Origin of the sequence: Echinicola rosea (assembly GCF_005281475.1) — a bacterium.
Classification (GTDB): Bacteria; Bacteroidota; Bacteroidia; order Cytophagales; family Cyclobacteriaceae; genus Echinicola; species Echinicola rosea.
In genome coordinates this window covers 2,511,123-2,531,073 of record NZ_CP040106.1, presented here as the reverse complement: position 1 = coordinate 2,531,073, position 19,951 = coordinate 2,511,123, and the positions used below count along the sequence as shown (strand labels likewise).

At 43.0% G+C, this 19,951-nt stretch carries 24 protein-coding genes; 8 read left to right on the top strand and 16 right to left on the bottom strand.

Going from position 1 to position 19,951, the window contains the following annotated elements:
- Positions 1-564: 564 nt before the first annotated feature.
- From FDP09_RS23770 to FDP09_RS10130, 13 genes are all read right to left on the bottom strand, one after another.
- The gene (locus tag FDP09_RS23770) at positions 565-741 is read right to left on the bottom strand and encodes a hypothetical protein (RefSeq protein ID WP_187328835.1); all 177 of its coding nucleotides are present in this window, start codon (positions 739-741) and stop codon (positions 565-567) included.
- Positions 742-802: 61 nt separating this feature from the next.
- Positions 803-1,054, bottom strand: a complete 252-nt coding sequence (locus FDP09_RS10185; protein WP_187328834.1) for a hypothetical protein — start codon at positions 1,052-1,054, stop codon at positions 803-805.
- Between the two features lie 106 nt (positions 1,055-1,160).
- On the bottom strand, positions 1,161-1,556 hold the full coding sequence (locus FDP09_RS10180) for a hypothetical protein (protein ID WP_137402567.1): 396 nt from the start codon (positions 1,554-1,556) through the stop codon (positions 1,161-1,163).
- 191 nt (positions 1,557-1,747) lie between these two features.
- Positions 1,748-1,963, bottom strand: a complete 216-nt coding sequence (locus FDP09_RS10175) for a hypothetical protein (RefSeq protein ID WP_137402566.1) — start codon at positions 1,961-1,963, stop codon at positions 1,748-1,750.
- Positions 1,964-2,566: 603 nt separating this feature from the next.
- Positions 2,567-2,767 (bottom strand): hypothetical protein, encoded by a 201-nt coding sequence (locus FDP09_RS10170; RefSeq protein ID WP_137402565.1) that lies wholly within the window; start codon positions 2,765-2,767, stop codon positions 2,567-2,569.
- A gap of 78 nt (positions 2,768-2,845) precedes the next feature.
- The gene (locus FDP09_RS10165; RefSeq protein ID WP_137402564.1) at positions 2,846-3,058 is read right to left on the bottom strand and encodes a hypothetical protein; all 213 of its coding nucleotides are present in this window, start codon (positions 3,056-3,058) and stop codon (positions 2,846-2,848) included.
- Positions 3,059-3,065: 7 nt separating this feature from the next.
- On the bottom strand, positions 3,066-4,100 hold the full coding sequence (locus FDP09_RS10160) for an ATP-binding cassette domain-containing protein (RefSeq protein ID WP_137402563.1): 1,035 nt from the start codon (positions 4,098-4,100) through the stop codon (positions 3,066-3,068).
- Entirely contained in the window at positions 4,049-4,576 is a 528-nt protein-coding gene (locus FDP09_RS10155; RefSeq protein WP_187328833.1) for an ABC transporter transmembrane domain-containing protein, read from the bottom strand. The genes FDP09_RS10160 and FDP09_RS10155 overlap by 52 nt, the downstream gene beginning before the upstream one ends.
- A complete protein-coding gene (locus FDP09_RS10150) occupies positions 4,539-4,757 on the bottom strand; it encodes a hypothetical protein (RefSeq protein ID WP_187328832.1) in 219 nt (72 codons plus the stop codon). The genes FDP09_RS10155 and FDP09_RS10150 overlap by 38 nt, the downstream gene beginning before the upstream one ends.
- A 332-nt stretch (positions 4,758-5,089) precedes the next feature.
- Positions 5,090-5,482, bottom strand: a complete 393-nt coding sequence (locus FDP09_RS10145) for a PIN domain-containing protein (protein WP_222840321.1) — start codon at positions 5,480-5,482, stop codon at positions 5,090-5,092.
- Positions 5,475-5,675 (bottom strand): type II toxin-antitoxin system VapB family antitoxin, encoded by a 201-nt coding sequence (locus FDP09_RS10140; protein ID WP_137402560.1) that lies wholly within the window; start codon positions 5,673-5,675, stop codon positions 5,475-5,477. Before FDP09_RS10140 ends, FDP09_RS10145 begins: the two co-directional genes overlap by 8 nt.
- Before the next feature lie 135 nt (positions 5,676-5,810).
- Positions 5,811-6,443, bottom strand: coding sequence for a LysE family translocator (locus tag FDP09_RS10135; protein WP_137402559.1), 633 nt, complete (start codon positions 6,441-6,443; stop codon positions 5,811-5,813).
- A 4-nt stretch (positions 6,444-6,447) separates the two neighbouring features.
- Positions 6,448-7,986, bottom strand: coding sequence for a GH3 family domain-containing protein (locus tag FDP09_RS10130; RefSeq protein WP_137402558.1), 1,539 nt, complete (start codon positions 7,984-7,986; stop codon positions 6,448-6,450).
- Between the two features lie 268 nt (positions 7,987-8,254).
- Between FDP09_RS10130 and FDP09_RS10125 the strand changes: the two genes are divergently transcribed.
- The 5 genes from FDP09_RS10125 (at position 8,255) to FDP09_RS10105 (ending at position 12,757) form a co-directional block, all read left to right on the top strand.
- A complete protein-coding gene (locus FDP09_RS10125) occupies positions 8,255-8,929 on the top strand; it encodes a YggS family pyridoxal phosphate-dependent enzyme (RefSeq protein ID WP_137402557.1) in 675 nt (224 codons plus the stop codon).
- A gap of 210 nt (positions 8,930-9,139) precedes the next feature.
- Positions 9,140-9,526 (top strand): DUF423 domain-containing protein, encoded by a 387-nt coding sequence (locus FDP09_RS10120; RefSeq protein WP_137404988.1) that lies wholly within the window; start codon positions 9,140-9,142, stop codon positions 9,524-9,526.
- Between the two features lie 44 nt (positions 9,527-9,570).
- Positions 9,571-10,872, top strand: a complete 1,302-nt coding sequence (locus FDP09_RS10115; RefSeq protein ID WP_137402556.1) for a D-alanyl-D-alanine carboxypeptidase/D-alanyl-D-alanine-endopeptidase — start codon at positions 9,571-9,573, stop codon at positions 10,870-10,872.
- 22 nt (positions 10,873-10,894) lie between these two features.
- Positions 10,895-11,944, top strand: coding sequence for a S66 peptidase family protein (locus FDP09_RS10110; protein WP_137402555.1), 1,050 nt, complete (start codon positions 10,895-10,897; stop codon positions 11,942-11,944).
- A gap of 63 nt (positions 11,945-12,007) precedes the next feature.
- Positions 12,008-12,757, top strand: a complete 750-nt coding sequence (locus FDP09_RS10105) for an SGNH/GDSL hydrolase family protein (protein ID WP_137402554.1) — start codon at positions 12,008-12,010, stop codon at positions 12,755-12,757.
- Positions 12,758-12,827: 70 nt separating this feature from the next.
- On the opposite strand, the gene FDP09_RS10100 is transcribed toward FDP09_RS10105, so the two are convergent.
- Positions 12,828-13,490 (bottom strand): HAD family hydrolase, encoded by a 663-nt coding sequence (locus FDP09_RS10100; protein ID WP_137402553.1) that lies wholly within the window; start codon positions 13,488-13,490, stop codon positions 12,828-12,830.
- Between the two features lie 1,047 nt (positions 13,491-14,537).
- Between FDP09_RS10100 and FDP09_RS10095 the strand changes: the two genes are divergently transcribed.
- Positions 14,538-16,427, top strand: a complete 1,890-nt coding sequence (locus FDP09_RS10095; RefSeq protein ID WP_137402552.1) for a DUF294 nucleotidyltransferase-like domain-containing protein — start codon at positions 14,538-14,540, stop codon at positions 16,425-16,427.
- A gap of 325 nt (positions 16,428-16,752) precedes the next feature.
- On the opposite strand, the gene FDP09_RS10090 is transcribed toward FDP09_RS10095, so the two are convergent.
- The gene (locus FDP09_RS10090) at positions 16,753-17,175 is read right to left on the bottom strand and encodes a DUF1573 domain-containing protein (protein ID WP_137402551.1); all 423 of its coding nucleotides are present in this window, start codon (positions 17,173-17,175) and stop codon (positions 16,753-16,755) included.
- Between the two features lie 180 nt (positions 17,176-17,355).
- On the bottom strand, positions 17,356-18,783 hold the full coding sequence (locus tag FDP09_RS10085) for an ATP-dependent DNA helicase (RefSeq protein ID WP_137402550.1): 1,428 nt from the start codon (positions 18,781-18,783) through the stop codon (positions 17,356-17,358).
- A gap of 23 nt (positions 18,784-18,806) precedes the next feature.
- Here FDP09_RS10085 and FDP09_RS10080 point away from each other — a divergent pair, with 23 nt between their 5' ends.
- Entirely contained in the window at positions 18,807-19,310 is a 504-nt protein-coding gene (locus FDP09_RS10080; protein ID WP_137402549.1) for an NUDIX domain-containing protein, read from the top strand.
- Between the two features lie 52 nt (positions 19,311-19,362).
- A complete protein-coding gene (locus tag FDP09_RS10075) occupies positions 19,363-19,950 on the top strand; it encodes a hypothetical protein (protein ID WP_137402548.1) in 588 nt (195 codons plus the stop codon).
- Position 19,951 lies beyond the last annotated feature (1 nt).

The window sequence follows — 19,951 nt, the reverse complement described above, 5'->3', positions numbered from 1 at the left end:
CAATAATACCAGAGACTAGAAAGTCAAAACAAGATTAATACTGATATGATATATCCTTTTGCGATCACAAGAAATAGCAACGGAGTCCATGGCATCATAAAATTACCATTAATCATTCTCATGTTTCCAAAGGAGTATTTCTCTATCAAATCAGCAAGTTATAACGCATAAAAGAGTTATTAACGCTGTCTGACTCTTTTTAATTCTCGAAAGAAAAAGCCCAAACAAATTATTCCTAGAATTAAATTGGAGCGAAATAGAATTTCTCCATTTGGAATATCGTCCATATGCAAATAACCAAGATAAAACAGGTATCCTGCTGCAAAAAGGTTAATGAATAGTTTTATGAATTTAATTGTAAAGCTCATATATACTTTCATAGATTTAACATATTTACTCTAACATTTTTGATAACCAAACATCAGAAATACTGTTATGCACGATTGATTTTCAATTGTTTTACTAAAGATAAAATTCCCCACTACGGTACTATTTTCTAAAAACAGAACATCGTAGTGACAAAAATCCAGTTATTATTCAGTTGCCATTGAGCGACATTAAAGCTTACCAGTAATCAAAACATCCACCAGCAGCTGCAGCAGCTGTTATCCCAAGTGTTGCAGCCCACTGTTGCCCTACTGCAGCTAGAAATGCAACGCCTCCCAATCGAGAGCATGTTCTATTTGAATAATTATCCCCTCCTTTAATTTCAGACATTTTTTCAATGGAAATAGGTTTCATAATTGTAAGTTTTAAGTTGATATTAGATATAAATCAAGTATTTTGGCATGCATGCCATAGGTTAATTCCACTCTGCAAACAACACTACTGCCACCAAAAAACACTTGACTGTAAACATCAGAAAGGCAAACAGCGCACTGAACCTGTTCCAATACAGCACCTCGTCGATCGCCGTCTGAACTTCCTTAAATGACAGTTCAAGCGCATACTCATTTAGCATTTCGTTCAGCAGCATCCCCTCAAAATCAATCAACAAAAGTGTTGCTAAATATAAAGCCAATGAATAGCCCAAAAAGATCAAAAATGGTTTCACAAGAACTAAACAGTAAACTGATTATTAAGACTATAGACAACACCAGCTCGATCAAAATAAATCGTGTAAACTCTATTTCAACGGAAGAGCTATTTTAAAATCAATTTCAAAACCTCGATGCTTTTCTAATAAAAATCACTCCTAATAAAACATAACTCAATAATATTGCCATTACCAATAAGCTAAAATAACTTTCATATTTAAATTTCACTATATCCAGCCACATAGTCATTAAAGCCATAAATAGAATTGTTCCAATTATTCTCAAAGGCTTCGCTACTTTAACAGATTTCTCAAATTGATTGTATGTTCTCGTAATGTTTTGATTTTTTCTTTCAGGTATAGTTTTAAGGTATTTATATAATGCATAATTAAAGCCTGCCACCATAAACAAAATGGTGAACACCGAGAAAAGCTTCAAATCACTTGAATTGAAATAAATAAGCACAATAACTCCAATAGACCAAAGCGGTATAAGAATTCTTAAATATCTAATATTCATATGCAAATCAGTATTAATTGAGTTAAATCTCCAAAATACTAAAATCAAGGCTTTCCAAAACCGTGTACCCGGACTTAACTATTGTCAATGTAATTTTTAAGTTTTTAGGATAGCGCAGGGATTAGAGCTTATAGCAATTATGTAAAGCCAGGTGATATTCAATCACCTGACTTTGATGAATTTTGATTTTGTTAGCAACCCTCGTATATAGCAATGCCTGCAGCGGCAGAAACAGAAGCAACAGCCTGCAAACCGGGCCCCGTCATTAAAACCCCCATAAATGCTGCAGGAGCAAAAAAAGCTGTTGCTCCTAATGCAACTGTTGCAGCTATCCCTCCAAAACACCTAGCATGGTCATTTATTCCCCCTCTAATATTCTCCATTCTCTCTAAACTTAGCTCTTTCATAATGTACAAAATTTAACGTAAAACATTGGTTTATTGATAAGCTAAATTTATCCCTGACCCACTGCAATTTCCTTGCAGTCAGCTGTTTTTTTGAAAAATCAACTCATTGTACTTTATTTTCTTGCTTATGTCTAAAGTATAGACTAAAAAAGAGGATTGTGGAAATGAACAAACTTGTAGCGGTCAATACCATTCCAAAACCTAATGATTTGGTTAACATTATGATTGAAAAAATAAATGCAATCAGACTGATTGTCCCTAGTATTAAACTGTACCTTCCCATAATTTTATTTCGTAATTTTGAAAATACTCTTCTACTTTGAATACCTCTTCATTGTTTGTTTATTCTAAGTGAAGAATGAATTAAATTCTTTAAGAAAGAGAACTCAAAATATTAGGCTGAGAATATTTATTATACTTCATTAAATACTACTTTATCTGACTATCCACAATGCCCCATCTAATAATTTATTGATGGCCGGAATCTCCCCCCCGCCATTCAAGAGGGATTTTGGCGAAAGATAAAATTCACCTAAAATGAGGAGAAAAGATCTCCTGTGATATTTCTTCTTAGCCTAATACTTTTTTTTACTTTTAACTTCTTTAATAATCCATAGGGAAACAAGTCATAAGAGCACCGGTCGTAGCAACTATAGCAGAAAGCCCAGCTAAAGCCCCCGCTCCCGTTAGAACCCCTACAACTCCTAACCCAAATCCAACTGCAGCAACCCCACAATTCATATCTCCATTAAACCTTACTCCCCCTCTAACATTCTCCATTCTCTCAAAACTTAACTCTTTCATAATGTACAAAATTTAACGTAAAACATTGATTTATTGATAACCCCAATTTATACCTGATCCACTGCAATTTCCTTGCAGTCAGTTGTTTTTTTCTTGGAAACAGTAACTTCTTTGCTCTTTGCAGTAACTGATTTCTTGCCCCAGCGTCAAACGCAAATCGTCCAGTAGGTTATAAACCATTCTTTCTTTTATGCCCAGTTTTCTGGCCAACTCCCCTGGCCTGCCCGTTTTCTTCTTTTCGATCAGCTCTATCAGGAGCTTTGTCCTTTCGTAGTATTTCAGTCCTCCCATAGTACCGTTATTTAATGGTTTCGCTGATGATCTGTTGGTAGGCTTCTGCATATTCGTTATTTCCCAGGACGAGTGCTTCATGGGCTCCCTCTCCGGTAATGCTTCCCTGCTTGAGGATCAGTATCCTGTCCGCTTGCTTTGCCAGCCCTACCCGGTGGGTGACCAGCATTACCCCCATCCCTTGGCCGTACATGGCTCTTTTCAGCAGCAGCAATAGCTGCCGCTCCGTATCGAAATCCATCGCCGAAGTGGCTTCGTCCAGCACCAGAAACATTGGTTGCTTATAAAGGGCCCGTGCGATGGCCACCAGCTGCCGCTGGCCTCCACTGAGGTTCCGGCCATTTTCACCACATAGGGTCATCACCCCTTGATCAAACTGCCCAAAGAACCTTTCCAGTCCACTCTGGTTTAAAAACTCCACGCAACGTCGCCATTCTTCCGCATCATGACTCAGGCAGATATTGTCCAGTATCGTAGTATTAAAGACCTTTTCGGTCTGGGAGACTACCGCCAGCTGCTTTCTCCAGTTCGCAAGAAGCCAATTATCCATGGTTTTGTCCCCTAACTTAAGGCATCCCTTTTCTGGTGTATAAAATCCTTGTAGGAGATTCACCAGTGTCGTTTTCCCCGAGCCTACTTGCCCAAATAGTGCGACCATTCTCCCCTGATCCAGGGAAAAATTCACATCAGACAAAATAGTACGCTGTCCGGCAAACCTAAAGGACACGTTCTCCATGGCCAGTTTATTTCCCTGCTCACCCAAATGTATTTCCTTCATGCCCTTATCCTTTCCTGGGTTTTCCTTTTCCAGAGAGGCTATCTCGTAAAGCCTGTCAAAAGCCACCTTAGCTTCCTGAAGTTGGATATTGGCGATGATCAGGGAGGCCGCACCGGGAATGATGCCTCCCCCTACAGCCAATACGGCCATCAGCTCCCCGAGCAATAGGTGTCCCTCCAAGATCATCCACACTCCCAATGCAAACATCAAGCTTAGGAATACTGCTGATACGAGTTGGGTAAAAAAGCCAAATTTATTTGCCACAATGGCCAAATCATAGCTTTTGCCTTGATACAGACCATATTGACCCGATCCTGAAATACCTCCTCCTTGCCATAGGACCTCACGGTATGAATTCCTGTTAGGGATTCTAGGTACTGGGCTTCATTTTGGCTGTGTGCCTCCATTACTTGTTTTTGAAACGATAGTATAGGCTTATGGAAGCGGATACCCACCACTGTAAAGAAAACCAAGCCTATCAGACAGATCAGCCCAACGGGCCAGGAGAGGTGCAAAATATACCCGAGGGAAACCAACACCACCAGGACATTGATCGCAACATTTCCGGTCAGGAGGGCCACCGTCCTTCGGATTCGCATGGAGTCATTCATCCGTGCCACCAGATCCCCCGTACTGTAACCGTTCAGGACTGGTATCGGCAGGCGAATGATCTTTTGGACAAAGGATTTTACTAGCCGAATATTAAGTTCCTTTCCCTGTCTTCCATACTTTTTCCTCATATTCATAACTGATGAGAAACACGGGACTAAATCCCTGCCTGCGCAACCATTCAGCCAGATTCAAAAAGGCATTTACATGCCCCATGGCAGGAAAAGGGTCTAGCAAAACGGTTTTTCTATCTTTTTTTGACCCTTCGCTTTTTTGCATTTTTAGTTCAAAAACACTTCTTTCATTATCCATAAAAAATCCACCCTCTGTATCCACTAATAGTCCCAGTAATTTAAAAAACCAACTCCACTAAAAACAGGGCAAAAAACGACTAAAACCCCAGTGAAACCACTTGATGGGCTGATGTATGGCCGTGGAACTGTGGGATTGTGTGATTATATTATGGGGAGGTTCCTCTCACCAGCAGCGTTGGTCGAAGTCTTCAGACTTCGACCCAAACTCAAAAAAGTCTTCAGACTTTTAATGTATTTTAAAAAGGCTCTTGAAAAGAGCACAGTTTTCCACTGAAAATAATTACTGTTACCTAACTGACTTTCACATTCTCAGAAGAAACACCTTGCAACTCATACAGCATCGATAAGTTCAAAAGTCAGTAACCGGGCCATTAGCTTAAAGTGCTTATCGAAGCTAAACATGGTGATTTTTTCTTCAATGACCTGTTGTAGAATAATGAGATCAGGAATACCGACCTTGTTTATCCCATTCTGTAAGTTGATCGATTGGTATCTTCTAATCAGCTCCCAATCGATATTCAATGGAATGACTGGAAGAGCCTGTAAACTATCCCAGATATCGGCCCTTCCTAGGTGATTCAGAAAAGGCCCAAGCTCCGTCAGGATTAACTCGTTAGTACATACCAAATCCTCTTCAATCAGATTATCCAAAAGCCTATTTTCTCCTTTTTTAAAATAATCGATCCAAACGGAGCTGTCCACCAACACCATATACCTATCCATCTTTTCTCTTTCTTACCGAATCCAAGTCGATAGCCAAGTCGATAGCACCTTTAAAAGTCAATAACCTTTTCCTTTTTATTTGCTGCACTTGGGCTTCCAAGGCCTCTCTTATCAATTGACTTTTGGTTCGGGCACCAGTAAGTTCCATTGCTTCACGAATGAGTTTTTCAGGTATATCCAATGTCGTACGCATAATAAATCATGTTAATACACATAAATATTTATGCCTATCTTACGAACTTCTTACTAAAAAGGTTTCTCTGTCTTATGTCTCCACGGGGCCAAGTCTTGAGACTTGGACCTAAACTTGAAAAAAATCTTTGGGCTTTCACCAAGACTTGCTCACCGCGTACCATAGCAACCTTAGTCCAAAAACCACCAAGACCACTCCAACTGCCCTGTTCATATATAACATAAAAGTAGGTGTGATAAATTTGCGTAACCTTTTGGCTATATAGGCTTTCAACAAGTCTGTGCTAAATACCGTCAGCAACATCCCTCCGTAAAATAGCACCACATCCACTTCCGAGTAGCCTTTTTTCAAATGCACCATCCCGGCAATTGATATCCAAAAAAGCAATACAAAAGGATTTACACCATTTAGGCTAAGCCCTTTTAAAAAACCTTTTCTGCGTCTCGGCGCCTCTTTTCTCAGCAAGCTACTCGAACTGGGTCGCTGGATGGTATTTTTAAAAAAACTGGCCAATCCAAAACCGATCATGATAACTCCTCCAACATAGCCCAGTCCCGCTTTGAAACTCGGGTTGTGGGTCAAATAGCTGACGCCAAAATGGGAAATGAGCACATACAGGCTATCACTCACCAAAATCCCCAAGGCCATGACCATCGAGTGCCGAAAGCCATGCTCAATACTATTCTGTATCAATGCAAAAAAAACAGGGCCAATGATCAAGCTCAGCACCAACCCCATACCGATTCCTTCTATGAATGAAAACTCCATTGGACTATTGTTTTTCCAGAAACTCCAGCCAAGCTTCCATTCGTGGACCTTTGAGCACCCTTGGAAATTTATGCTGTCCTCCTTCTTTTCCCTGCTCGCGCAGCCAATCATAAAAAACAGCAGATGGCAATACTTCTAAACTGACCTCTTTTAAGGCATGCTTTCGTTCGGTCACATAATCATCGTTAAGTACTTTTAGGTTTTGGTCGATTACCGCACACAACTGATCACGATCCACTTCATCGTCTGTCCCGATAAACCAACGGTGAGCAAATAAGGTCCCATGCGGCACCCCCAACACCGTAAACTCCCGAATATGGATATTCATTTCATCTTCGGCCATTTTCACGGCCTTGTTCATATTATCCACGGATAAATGCTCTCCGCAAAGGCTCAAAAAATGCTTTGTCCTTCCTGTGATCACTATTTCACATTCTGCTATAGAAACAAACCTGATCACATCGCCAATCATATACCGCCAAGCACCCGCGCAAGTAGAAATCAAAATCGCATAATCCACCCCTTCCTCCACTTCATCGATCTTCAAAGGCTGCACTCCCGATCTCAACTCACTGTCCTCATCAAAATAGCGCCCATTAAAAGGCACAAACTCGTAAAAGATCCCATTGTTCAGCACCAATCGCATGGAACTACGGTCTGGCAAAGCCTGAAAGGCCAAAAAACCCTCGCTCGCAAGGTAAGTCTCCAGATAAATCAATGGCTTGGCCAATAGCTTCTCGAAGCCTTTTTTGTAGGGTTCGAAGGATACGCCTCCATGGACAAAAATGGTCAGGTCGGGCCAAATATCATGAATGGTATCCAATTCATAGCGCTCAATGATCTTCTCTATCAGGATCTGTAGCCAAGCCGGTACACCCACGATGATACCAATATCCCATTTCGGGGCATTTTCCACGATCTTTTCCAATTTTTCACCCCAGTTTTTGTTACGGGCGATTTCCTGGCCGGGTTTGTAAAAGCGCTGAAACCAAATCGGAAGTTTGCCTGCTGTGATTCCGCTGAGATCGCCTGCAAAGTAAGTCCCATTAAACTCCAGATCCGTGCTGCCCCCTAGCATAAGGATTCCTTTATTAAATAATTTGGAAGGCAGGTCATATTTGGAAAGTGTCAGGATTTGCCTCACCCCTGTCCTTCGGATGGCCTTGACCATTTCCTTGGTAATCGGAATGTACTTGGAAGCACTTCCAGAAGTCCCAGAGCTCAGCGCAAAATACTTGATGGCTTTTGGCCAAGTGACATTCCCCTCCCCTTCTTGGAGTTTATGCCACCATTCTGCATAGATCTTATCATAATCATATATGGGAACGTTATTGGAAAAAGCCTTATAAAAATCATCTCCCCTCTTAGGAAACTGTGAAAGGATGGCCTTGAAACCATATTTTTCGGCCATCTGGGTTTTACTGGCAGTGATAAGTAGTTTCTTTAATTCCTGTTTCTGTAGCTCCAGTGGAGAACTGTATTCCTGCTCAAGGGACTCTCTTAGCCTAATGCCTCTTTTGAGCAATGTACCTAGTATAGCCATATGTATGATGCCATGTTATTGTCGTATTTTCTATTTGCTTGATGATTCCCTGTCATAACGAAGGCCGATGGCAGCCTATCCCGCTACGAGCTTTTACCGGCAGCCCCAGCGTGACTGGCTTGACCATTCCATCAATACCAATTATTAATTCCTTATTCTTAATCCATTCTTCATTTGCCTAAAGCCTGCTTCCCCACTATCTTTGGATAAAGCATCGTGAATGGTTCACTCCAGTAACCATCCTGCTTTCAAGCATAAAAATAATGGAATGCACATAAAAGAGAACCTATCCAAGTTAAAAAAGCAATTTAAAAAGCAAGATTGTTTGCTGATCGCGGTGAGCAAGACCAAACCTGTGTCCGATATTCAAGAGGCTTATGATGCTGGCATGAGACATTTCGGCGAAAACAAGGTCCAGGAACTTGTCGATAAACAACCCCAGCTGCCCGAGGATATCCGCTGGCACATGATCGGCCACCTGCAGCGCAACAAGGTCAAATATATCGCACCTTTTATCCACCTTATTCATGGCGTGGACTCATTTAAATTGCTCAAAGAAATCAATAAGCAAGCGCAAAAGGCAGACCGCATCATCGCTTGCCTATTGCAGGTTCACATTGCGAAGGAAGAGAGTAAATTTGGTTTTAGTGAAGAAGAAATACTTGAAATGATCCAGCTGCCGGAATTTGCAGCATTGGAAAATGTGCGGGTCATCGGTCTGATGGGCATGGCCACCAATACAGACAAGGAAGCAGTAGTAAGGGCGGAATTTGCCGGTCTCAAAAAACTGATGGATCAACTAAACACCTTGGACTTATTAGGCGGCATGGCGCTCAAAGAACTTTCTATGGGCATGAGCGGGGATTATCAAATTGCCCAAGAAGAAGGCAGCACCATGGTCCGGATCGGCAGTGCCATTTTTGGTGAAAGAAATTATGGGTAGATAATAGTAATGAGTATTGAGATCTGAGATTTGAGATTTGTCATCCTCCACTTTTTGGGGAGGTTAGGTGGGGCTTTCGGTGTAAGGACAAGCCTATAAAGGTTCTAGGTTAGCAACAAACCGGCTTGCATTCAGTGAGGGCTCAAAGAATTAATTTTAGCCGTGGACAGTAAACAATTGACCTTGGACACGAAAACAATCAACGAAAAGATGAACTATATCAGTACGATTAAACTTGCCGCAATCCTAGGCGCTTTAACGGTGGCCATTGGGGCTTTTGGTGCACATGGGCTGGCGGCTACTTTGGAGCAGTTTGGCCGGACAGCCACCTTTGAGACTGCCGTAAAGTACCAATTTTACCATACACTTGGCATTTTCCTGATCGGGCTTTTACAAGCAAAACTCCCTCATGCCAAATTGCTGGATACTGCCGTATATGCCTTTTTAGCTGGGATCATTATTTTCTCTGGATCTTTGTACTTGTTGTCCACTACTGGCACCAACTGGTTAGGCGCCATCACCCCATTTGGTGGGGTAGCTTTCATTGCCGGATGGATCCTGGTTTTTCTGGCTGCCAAACCCTTGGCCAAGGGTTAAGGCCATTTACAAATCCCGTACTTAAATTATGCTGCTGATTTTTGATGAAACATTCTAATTCCTTCATTTTTCTTTGCTGTTTATGCTTGCCCATCACCCTCTGGGCACAAACCAGTCCTTCTGCTGTCCAGACCTTAGAAAGACAGTTGGGTGATCACTCCTTTTTTTCGAAGCACCTTACAGGCTTCATGCTTTATGACCTAGATGAGCAGCGTCCAGTATTTGAAAAAAACAGCGATTTGTATTTTGCGCCAGCATCCACCACCAAACTCTTTACGTTCTATGCCGCCTTGGTCTCCTTGGGTGATAGTACTAAACGCCTGCGCTACCTTCCTAAAGGCAAGGATGTGATCGTGTGGGGTACTGGAGACCCTTCTTGGAAGTACAAACCTGTGCCGGACATCGATATGAAGGATTTTTTTTCCGACTATGAAAATATTTATTTTTCCGACAGCAATTGGGAAGACACTCCTTACGGCTATGGCTGGCAGTGGGATGATTATTATTATTCGTATGCAGCAGAACGGTCACCATTACCCATTTATGGCAACCTTGCCACGGTCACCAACCAACAGCGGTCTCCCACTGTGACACCACCGCTCTTTGCCAATGCTCTCGCCATCACCACCAAAGCCATCAAGGATGTGGAGCGGGATTTTCGTAGCAATCGATTCTACTATAATCCAAACACTTATGTAATCCGGGGAAGGGACAGCAAGGTCCCCTTTGTCACGTCCACAGAAACTTTTGCTTTATTGGCCAGTCAAGAGCTAGAGAAAGATGTCATACCCTCCAAAGACCCTTTACCTGAAAGGCATTTTATCCTAAAAGGCATTCCGCTGGACAGTCTTTATCTGGAAATGCTGCACGAAAGTGACAATTTCCTAGCCGAACACCTCTTGCTGATGGTAGCGGATGAACTTTTCGGAAAACTCAATGCTGAAGAAGCCATTGACTTTGTGACTAAAAATTACCTTTCCGACATTGAAGACGAGCCCATCTGGCTGGACGGGTCAGGATTGTCACGGTACAACTTATTCACACCGAGATCCATGGTTTCCATTGCTGAAAAGATTTACCAAATCGTGCCGGATACTACCTTATTCAGGCTATTGCCGCAAGGTGGAAAAACGGGCACACTTAAAAACGCCTACCATGCCCCTACCCCTTACATCTTTGCCAAGACAGGAACGATCAGCAATAACCACTCGCTGGTCGGCTATATCAAAACCAAAAAAGGCAAACTTTATGCCTTTGCTTTTATGAACAACAATTACCCCTACAAAGCCCGTCAAGTCATCAAGGAGATGGAAAAGGTGTTATTGTATGTCCGGGATAATTTTTAACTTCAACCAAAAAAACACCTGCATGAACAAACGAACATTTATCAAAGCCCTGGGACTGACAGCGGGCCTCTCACCGATGATGGCCCTCAAAAGCGACGTGATCGCCTCCACCATAGATTCAAAAGCCTTACTCCCCAAGCCCCTAAAGCGAGGAGACTTGGTAGGCTTGGTCAGCCCATCCTCCGCGACCAATGACGAGATATTGTTCCAGTTTGCACAGGAAACACTGGAAGCGCTGGGCTTCCAAGTGCTTCGGGGAAAACACCTCACTGACCGGTACGGCCACCTTGCAGGACGTGACGAAGACCGTGCCGGAGACATCAATGCCATGTTTGCGAATGAGGATATCAAGGCCATCATCTGCATCCGTGGTGGTTCGGGAGCAGCACGGATATTGCCCTTGCTGGATTATAAAACCATCCGCAAAAACCCAAAGCCCATCCTTGGCTACAGCGATATCACGGCCATTCACAATGCCATCTATGCCCAGACCGGCCTGATCACCTTCCACGGCCCCAATGGCACGGGCAGCTGGAACAGCTTTAACGTCAACCAATTTGAGCAAATGTTCTTTGACCAGAAATTGGTGAGATTTGAAAATGAGCAGGAAAAAGGCGATGACCTGATCGTGAAGAAAAACCGGATTCAGACCATCACTTCAGGTACGGTCGAAGGGACCATTGTGGGCGGAAACCTCACGGTACTGACCGGAATCGCTGGATCGCCCTACCTTCCTGATTTCAAAGATAAAATCCTCTTTCTGGAGGACGTAGGAGAAGACCCTTATCGCGTAGACCGTATGATGAGTACACTGATGCTCATGGGGGTATTTGACAAAATCAAAGGATTTATCTTCGGCCAATGCTCCGACTGTGAGCCCTCTGGGGGCTATGGTTCATTGACCATTTGGCAAATCCTCGAAGACTACATCAAGCCGCTGGATATCCCTGCCTATCGCGGTGCGATGATCGGACATGTCAGCAAACAATTTATCGTCCCCATAGGTGCCAACGTAAAAATGGACGCTGACCGAGGGGTTTTCGAAATGACTGAAGGCATCTTTCAAAGCTAATTTTACAGTTTGAATCAAAGTACTAAGGTAATCCCCATTTCCTTAAATTTCGTATGTTCAGGTATGAAAACTTCACCATTCGACTGGATCTTAATCAGCTTGCTGTCAATCCTTCTTTCGGCCTGTGTCACCAATGGCACCAATCAATCACCCAAACCCCAGTCATCACCATTATCCCAAGATATGACCAATTCCACCGAAGAAATCACCTATTTAGCACTTGGAGACTCTTACACCATTGGAGAAGGAGTCAGTGATTCCGATACCTATCCGGCCCAATTGACCAGCCTGCTCTCTACCAAAGGTATCAAAATGGCCAAACCTAAGATTATCGCCACTACTGGCTGGACCACGGACGAACTCCAACAAGGCATTCAAGCTGCTGAAATAGATGACAACACGTACTCAATCGTCACCCTGTTGATTGGTGTGAATAACCAGTATCGGGGCCGAACAGTAGAAAACTACAAGGGAGAATTTGAACAGCTACTAGACCAAGCAATCGCTTTTGCAGATGGCAAGACTAACCGGGTGGTGGTCATATCCATTCCAGACTGGGGCGTCACCAAATTTGCTGATCAGCAGCAAGTGGACAAGGCTAAAATAGCCTCAGAAATCGATGCATATAACCGCACGCAGCAAACCATTTCAGAGGGCAAAGGGGTCACCTTCATCGACATCACCGAAGAATACCGAGAGATCGGGCATTTAAAAGAAAACCTTGCTGCTGATGGCCTTCACCCCAGCGGGAAGATCTATCGCTCTTGGGCACAGCAACTTGAAGGAGTTTTAGTTGAAAGATTGCAAGATTGAAAAATTGGCAAACTGTCAAACTGAATGATTGCTAACCATAAACCAGTTCGACAGTTTAACAATTCAAACGTTAGATCAACTCCTTGATAAAGGGGTCTTCATAATCTTCTATAAAAGCCAGCACATTGGAGTATTGGTCGAAATCTTCCTTCGGGTGAGCTGTGGTGAGTACAACGGCTTTCATACCTGCATTTTGAGCCGCTTCCACACCTTTCGGGGCGTCTTCAAACACGATACAATCTTCCGGCTCCCTCCCGAGTTCATCCGCTGCCATCGCAAAGGTATCCGGATGGGGCTTGCTCAGCTTCACATCATCTGCTGTGACAATAGCTGAGAAGTACTTCCTGATATCCAGATTGTCCAATGCAAAGTCCACATTGAAAGGAATGGCTGCGGTTCCAAGGGCCATTTTCACTCCAGCCTTATCTGCTCTGTCAAAAAACTCTCCCAACCCTTTGATCAAACCCAAATGAGGCTTATACGTCTCTTGGTACCTTTTCTCTTTCTCCATGGACCACTGGTCGGCTTCCTGAGGGGTAAAATGCCCCTTCCCGAATACCCTGTCCAACACTTCCGGATTCTTTCCGTACATCTCCACTTTCACGTCTTCCCAGCTGAGATTGGCGCCCAAATCCTCATTAAATAACTGGTGCCAAGCTTTGGTGTGAAAATGCATGTCGTCTATAATGGTACCGTTCAGGTCAAAAATAAACGTTAAATCTTTGTTGTTCATCGTCATCAATGGTTTTTAAATAGGTTGACAAAGAGTAAAAACGGTCAGCCCTTAAATTTGGTTCTTTTAATGGTAAAAAATTTGAACCTTTGGGAGGTTGGAAGATTGTGAAATTATAAGGCTCTATATGGATTTCAGTGGGTAGATTATTTTATCAAAAATCCTGATGATTAATCATCACCTCGTAAAATAGCCCCAAGGACATCATCCACCTAGCCGCTATTGGGCGTGAAGTAATTAAACCCGTTTTATCAATGTCGTTTAGTTAAAGGGATTTTCCAATACGGATCGTCCATTGAGAAAATTATGGTTTTAGTCCATGGTCTTTTTAAACTTGTATAAAATGGATCCGCCTTGCAGGTATTGGGCGTTAAGAAGTTAAAAAGCGGGTAGGCAAGAAGGCAGGCTTGTTTGACGAAATGGTGAAAAAAATGGTTGTTGGAAGCTAAACACGAGGAGTTTGCCTGCATGTGGGCGGGGTTTGATTTTAGCCCAATAGATGCACAGCGGCGGGGTTTTTTGGTTACTTTTTTGACCTGAAGCAAAAAAGTGACAAAGGTAAAGGGATGAAAACCACCTAGGGATTTAGCTAGAAACCTCAGTTCGATTATAAAACCGTCACTGCGAGGCTTAGAGGGAGATTTGAGGGGTGGAAGCCGTGGCAGTCTCAGTATTTCGGGATTGCCACACCCTTTTCCAACCCACATCCTCTTAAAAAGGGTATGACGCTTTTAATACTAAAATTAAGTCGAGCTCAGGTTAATACTTACCCACACTAAATCATATAGAACCAATTATAAGATTGGGAGGTAATGGTTTTTGGCAACCCTTTGTATGCACTAAATTCATCGTTTCATATCAGCATAGCTTCTACGGTTACCGAAACGATTCCTAGTTTTCAGCGTTTTGCCACGCTACAAATACATTCAGCATCCGCCTTATGCCCTAACTGATCCATTATTATTTTCAGTATTGGTATTATCATCGTAAATAGCTCTGTTATTTTTTTTATTTTTAGAGAACCAACTTTAAAAACAGGAATTACCCATGGTAAATTTCACCAAACCACTTACTGATCTTCCCCAGGCTGCCCAAGAGCAATATCGCGGACATTTTAAGGAAGTCAAGTATCCAAAACCCCAACGACTTTATCTCCAAAACCAGTCTGGAATAGAAGGCTTTGACTTTGTAGTGGAAGGGGGATATGAAGGCTATTTCTACGACCGGAACCAAAAAAAGCGGCGTGTAGAACAGTATGGCCCAGGTGCTTGGTTTGGTGGCATTTCCTTGCTGTACAACAAAGGGATCTCCCTGCAGACCGTGGACATTCTTCCGAATACCATCATCCTGCGCTTGACCCCAGAGCAATTCTCGACACTATGTGCCGAGCATCCACTTTTCAGAGACCATTTTGTCAGGGAGTTTGGAGAGCGCATGTTGGAGCCGGAATTTGTTCACTTTATAAAGGGAGCCACTTATTATCCCCAACAAAACAACATCACATCTGACACTTTTTATACACAAAAAGTAGGTTCGCTGAATCCCCGCGAACTGGTCACCACACGGGCACAATCCAGCATCGCCGAAGCCGCCATAATCATGGGCGAGGAAAAAACCAGCTGTATCTTCATCACAGATGACGCAGACAGCATCATCGGCTATGTCACGGACATCACCTTACGGGATCAGGTCATCGCACAAAATATCCCCACTCACACTCCAGTGGTGGGAATCACCAAAAGGGACATTGTATCAATCGATGCAGATGCCTATATCTATGAAGCCCTGCTCCTGATGTTCCAAACTAAAACCCGCTATCTCTTAGTGAAAAACGAAGGAAGCTTTACAGGATTTATTTCCCGGACCAAACTCCTCAGTGAGCAGTCCCAATCACCCTTCTTGTTTATCCAGTCCGTAAAACAAGCCACCTCAGTAGCAGAGCTTCGCGAGAAATGGAGCCAAGTCCCCGCCATTGTTGAGCAGTTATTACAGCGAGGTGTCAAGTCCGAAACGGTCAACCAGGTGATTACTACCGTTTCGGATACCATTGCCCTGCGAGTGATCGACGACGTCATCCATGAAGTGGGACCTCCACCATCGCGGTTTGTATTCATCACACTTGGCAGTGAAGGCCGTAAGGAACAGACCCTCAAAACCGATCAGGACAATGCGATCATTTATGAGGATAAAGCCAACGAACACCGAGAAGAGGTTCGGGCTTATTTCTTGGACTTTGCAGACAAAATCTCTACTCATCTGGATACTATAGGCTTTAGCTTTTGCAAAGGTGGTTTTATGGCCAAAAACCCCAAATGGACCCATTCTCTATCCCATTGGAAGCGTAATTATGATGCTTGGATGATGGAATCAACACAAGAAACGGTCATGAAGTATTCCACGTTTTTTGATAAGCGTCCGATTTATGGTGACTTCAGCATTCTGGATGAGCTGCACGACTACATGGATAAGCAGCTGGATGTACCGCTGGAACGCTTCTTCTTCAATATGGCCACCAATGCCTTGCAGTATGAGCCTCCATTGACATTCTTCAAGGGCATCAGGACTTTTACCGTAGGCGAGCAAAAAGTCTTTGATATCAAAAAGGCCATGACGCCTATTGTGGACATCACGCGGGTGTTTGCGCTAAAGCACAAGATTTTCCTGACCAATACTGGGGAACGACTGGATGCCCTGGCTCTGGCAAATCATGTTACGGAAGAGGAACTCTTGGAACTTAAGCAGGCCTATTATTACCTGATGGGGCTTAGGCTGGACCGACAGGCCAAACAGATCATGCTGGACAAAATGGAACCCGAAAACTTCATCAGCATTGACAGCCTTACCAAAATCGAAAAGGTAACCCTTATTGAAATCTTCAAAGTCATCAAAAACTACCAAATGAAGGTGAAAATTGCCTTTACCAACACGCTCTTTTAGTGACCAGTTTTTAATTTATCAAACAATCCCGCCACTTACCTAGTGTCAAGGAAAAAAAATTTGGGGGATTTTGTCCAATGATGCTACCCGAAGAAGTATTTAGTACAAGGTAAGAGGTACAATGTATATGGTATGTAGTATGTGGTGCACATTTCTCGGTTATCCCTTCAGATGTACTGAGGGATGTCTAAAGTTGAGCCTGTGGCTCACAATCAATAAAGCATCCTTAGCAGCCTAAAAAAACCTCCGAAAATAGGCCAAGCGCCGTCTTCCCGGAGGTTTAATATAACATCTTAAGTCTATTATCTAAAATCTTGATCCTGCCTTATCTTCCTGACTTGGTCACATTAGAGATCAACGCTACTTTTTCGATAGGCTCAGAGGCATTGGAGTAAATTCTCACAACGCTACGTTGCTTGCCCATTTTACCGGCAGAGTTGAAACTCACCTTGATTTCACCTGTCTTGCCTGGAGCTACGGGTTCTTTTGGCCATTTTGGCACAGTACATCCGCAAGTAGCGGCCACATTTGATATTTTCAGCACTTCTGTTCCAGTGTTGGTAAATTTAAAGGTGTGCTCCACCTTAGTTCCTTGAGAGATTTCACCAAAGTCTTTTTCTGTCTCGTCGAAGGTGATCACAGGCCCTTTTACTTCTTCCTTTTCAGCAGTAGCCTTTTCGGATTCACTCTGTGCCTGAACAGCAAATGCTGTAAAAGCCATGGCAAAAATTAGAATTAACTTTTTCATTTCAGTTGGTCTTTATTAATTACTAATAGAAAATTCGCTTCAATATTCGTTCCAAATATACTATACTTCAATGCTCAACCATTTAGTCCTTAAACGCATTGCATCGTAAATGTTCCGATTTTTTGTAGAATAATCAAGCTAATGGACTTTTTATATGATTTTTTCACATCATGATTTTTATCATCCCACAAAGAAATTCGCATGGAAATTCACCATAAACACTTCGGCAGTAGCTCTTGTAAGGGCCGTGTATAGCCATCGGATATAAGCAGTATCCAACTGGTCTTCTGTCACATAGCCCTGATCCACAAAGACAGCACTCCACTGCCCACCTTGGCTCTTATGGCAGGTTAGCGCATACGCGAATTTCACTTGCAATGCATTGAGATAAGGGTCTTTCTTGATGTATTCCCGGCGTTCCTTTCTGTTTTCCACCCCTGCATAATCTTCTGTCACCTGACGGTACAATTCCCTAGAAGCATCATTACTAAGGGAAGTGGAAGCGGTGTACAGTGTATCCAATATTACCTTTGCTTCAAAAAAAGGCTCCTCAGGGTAATCGATAAGCCGCAGCTCCAATGTCGCAAACCTCAGCCCGTACATTTCCTCAAACGAACGAATCTTGACCACCTCCACAAAGTCCCCGTTAGCCAAAAAACTCACTTTGTCGGATTCGGCCATATAGGTATAGTTGTTCCTGACGATCATCAGCATGTCACCGGTAGAAATTTCCTCTTCGAAAAAATGAATGGTCCTTCGAATGTATTGGTTATACTGGACAGCTGTCTTATTGGACCGTGTGATGATGATGGTGTTCTCCACACCATATTTATTGTAAGCATACCGCAGACCATCTTCCAGCCTTTCGCCAGTCATCTTAAAGAAATCTGGAAATCCTTTGATCTTAAATGAAATGACCGGCTCCTTCTTGACGACCTCTTTCCTCAGTTCGGTAGCATTGTACAAGATTCCTGAATCCAGTTGCTGCCGCATTACCTCCGTGAGTTCAGCTTCCAAAACATCCAGTCCATAATGGTGAATAAGGTAATTACCATCCAATGCAGGACTACTTTCGCTGTTTACAGGGGGCAGCTGCGCGGTATCACCTATCAAAATCAGCCTATTGGTAGGATACTGAAAAACATATTGTAGCAAGTCCCTGAGCAGATTGCTCCCTCCCAAGGCATCATCTGCCAGCATAGAAGCTTCATCTACGATAAACACCGTATTTTTATAGTAATTCTTTTGAAGGTCAAAAGCCGACCCCACAAACCCCTCCTGCTCCTTGGGACGGTAAATGATCTTATGGATGGTAAACCCCATTTTTCCGGAATAAGCAGACATGACCTTGGCAGCACGCCCAGTGGGCGCCAAAAGCAACGAACGATAGTTCAGCTTGGGCAATGACCTCACCACTGCTGCAATCACGGAAGTTTTCCCTGTCCCTGCATATCCTCGAAGAATAAAAACAGGCTTCTTATCAAAGTCCTTATCCAAAAAGGTATCCATTAGGCCAAAAAAAACTTTTTGACCTTGTGTAGGCTCGTGGGGAAAATTTTGACGGATCAATATCGCCGGTTTCGGAATATCTTGCTTACCTTTATCCATGTACAAGCGAATCTACGGCTTAAATGCAGCATTTAGAAACAGAAATCAATGAGAAATTTGGAGGTAGATTGCGCACTAGGGTAAATGGCGTACTCATCCTTGAGGACAAGATCCTGATGATCAAACACCTTATGGGAAATGGGAAATACTTTTGGAACGTCCCCGGAGGAGGAATGGACTATCAATCTACCGCTCCTGAAAACCTCAAAAGAGAATTCTTGGAAGAAACCGGCCTAGCGGTCCAAGTAGGCTCACTGCTCACCGTGACCGAGTTCCTAAAACCACCCCTTCATGCAGTAGAGCTTTTTTTTGAAGTCCATAAGGAATCCGGTGAACTGACCAAGGGAATGGACCCAGAACTCCCCGACCACACACAACTCATTGAAGATGTGCGCTTCATGGACATCACAGAAATCAATCAAATTGCACATGATGAAAAACATCATCTTTTTTGGAAGATAAAATCGCTTAATGACATAAGAATATGGAAAGGATATTTTAATTTTGAAAATAAATGCATAAAATAGCATCTTATTAGATACCATCAACCTTTATATAAGAAGTAAAATCCACTGAAAAATGAATTTGACTAGAATCTTATCGATTGTTTTTCTCATCGCAGCTTTGGCCGTTGGCTATAGGCTATACAAAGGTGTTGACGATGTCATGCAAGAAGAAAAGCGCATTGCCAACATCGAAGCACGTGTTATCGAGAAACTTCAAATGCTTAGGGAAGCACAACAGGCTTATTTGGCCACCAATGGAGAATATGCCGGAAACTGGCAGGATCTAAAAAAATTCATTGAGGACGGTGATATTTTCATTGTCCAAAAAACAGAAGAGACCAAGTTACTGGATTATGGTGAAGAGGAAGTGACCATTCACTATGACACCCTGGGGTCTGTTAACGTAATGGACTCGCTCTTCAATGAAAGAAAGTATCCTGAATTCAACATCAACACCTTGAATGTAGTACCTGGTTCAGGGGGAAAAACCTTCGAGTTTTTTGCTGACAAAGTGGAAAGAGGAGCCAGCAAAACGCTTATCGATGTATTTGAGATCAGGGACCCTGCCCCTGTTAATCCTGAAAGAAGACAAAACAAGAATGAAAAAGCGCTGAGAGTAGGATCGAAAACAGACGCTTCTACCTCAGGTAACTGGGAATAAC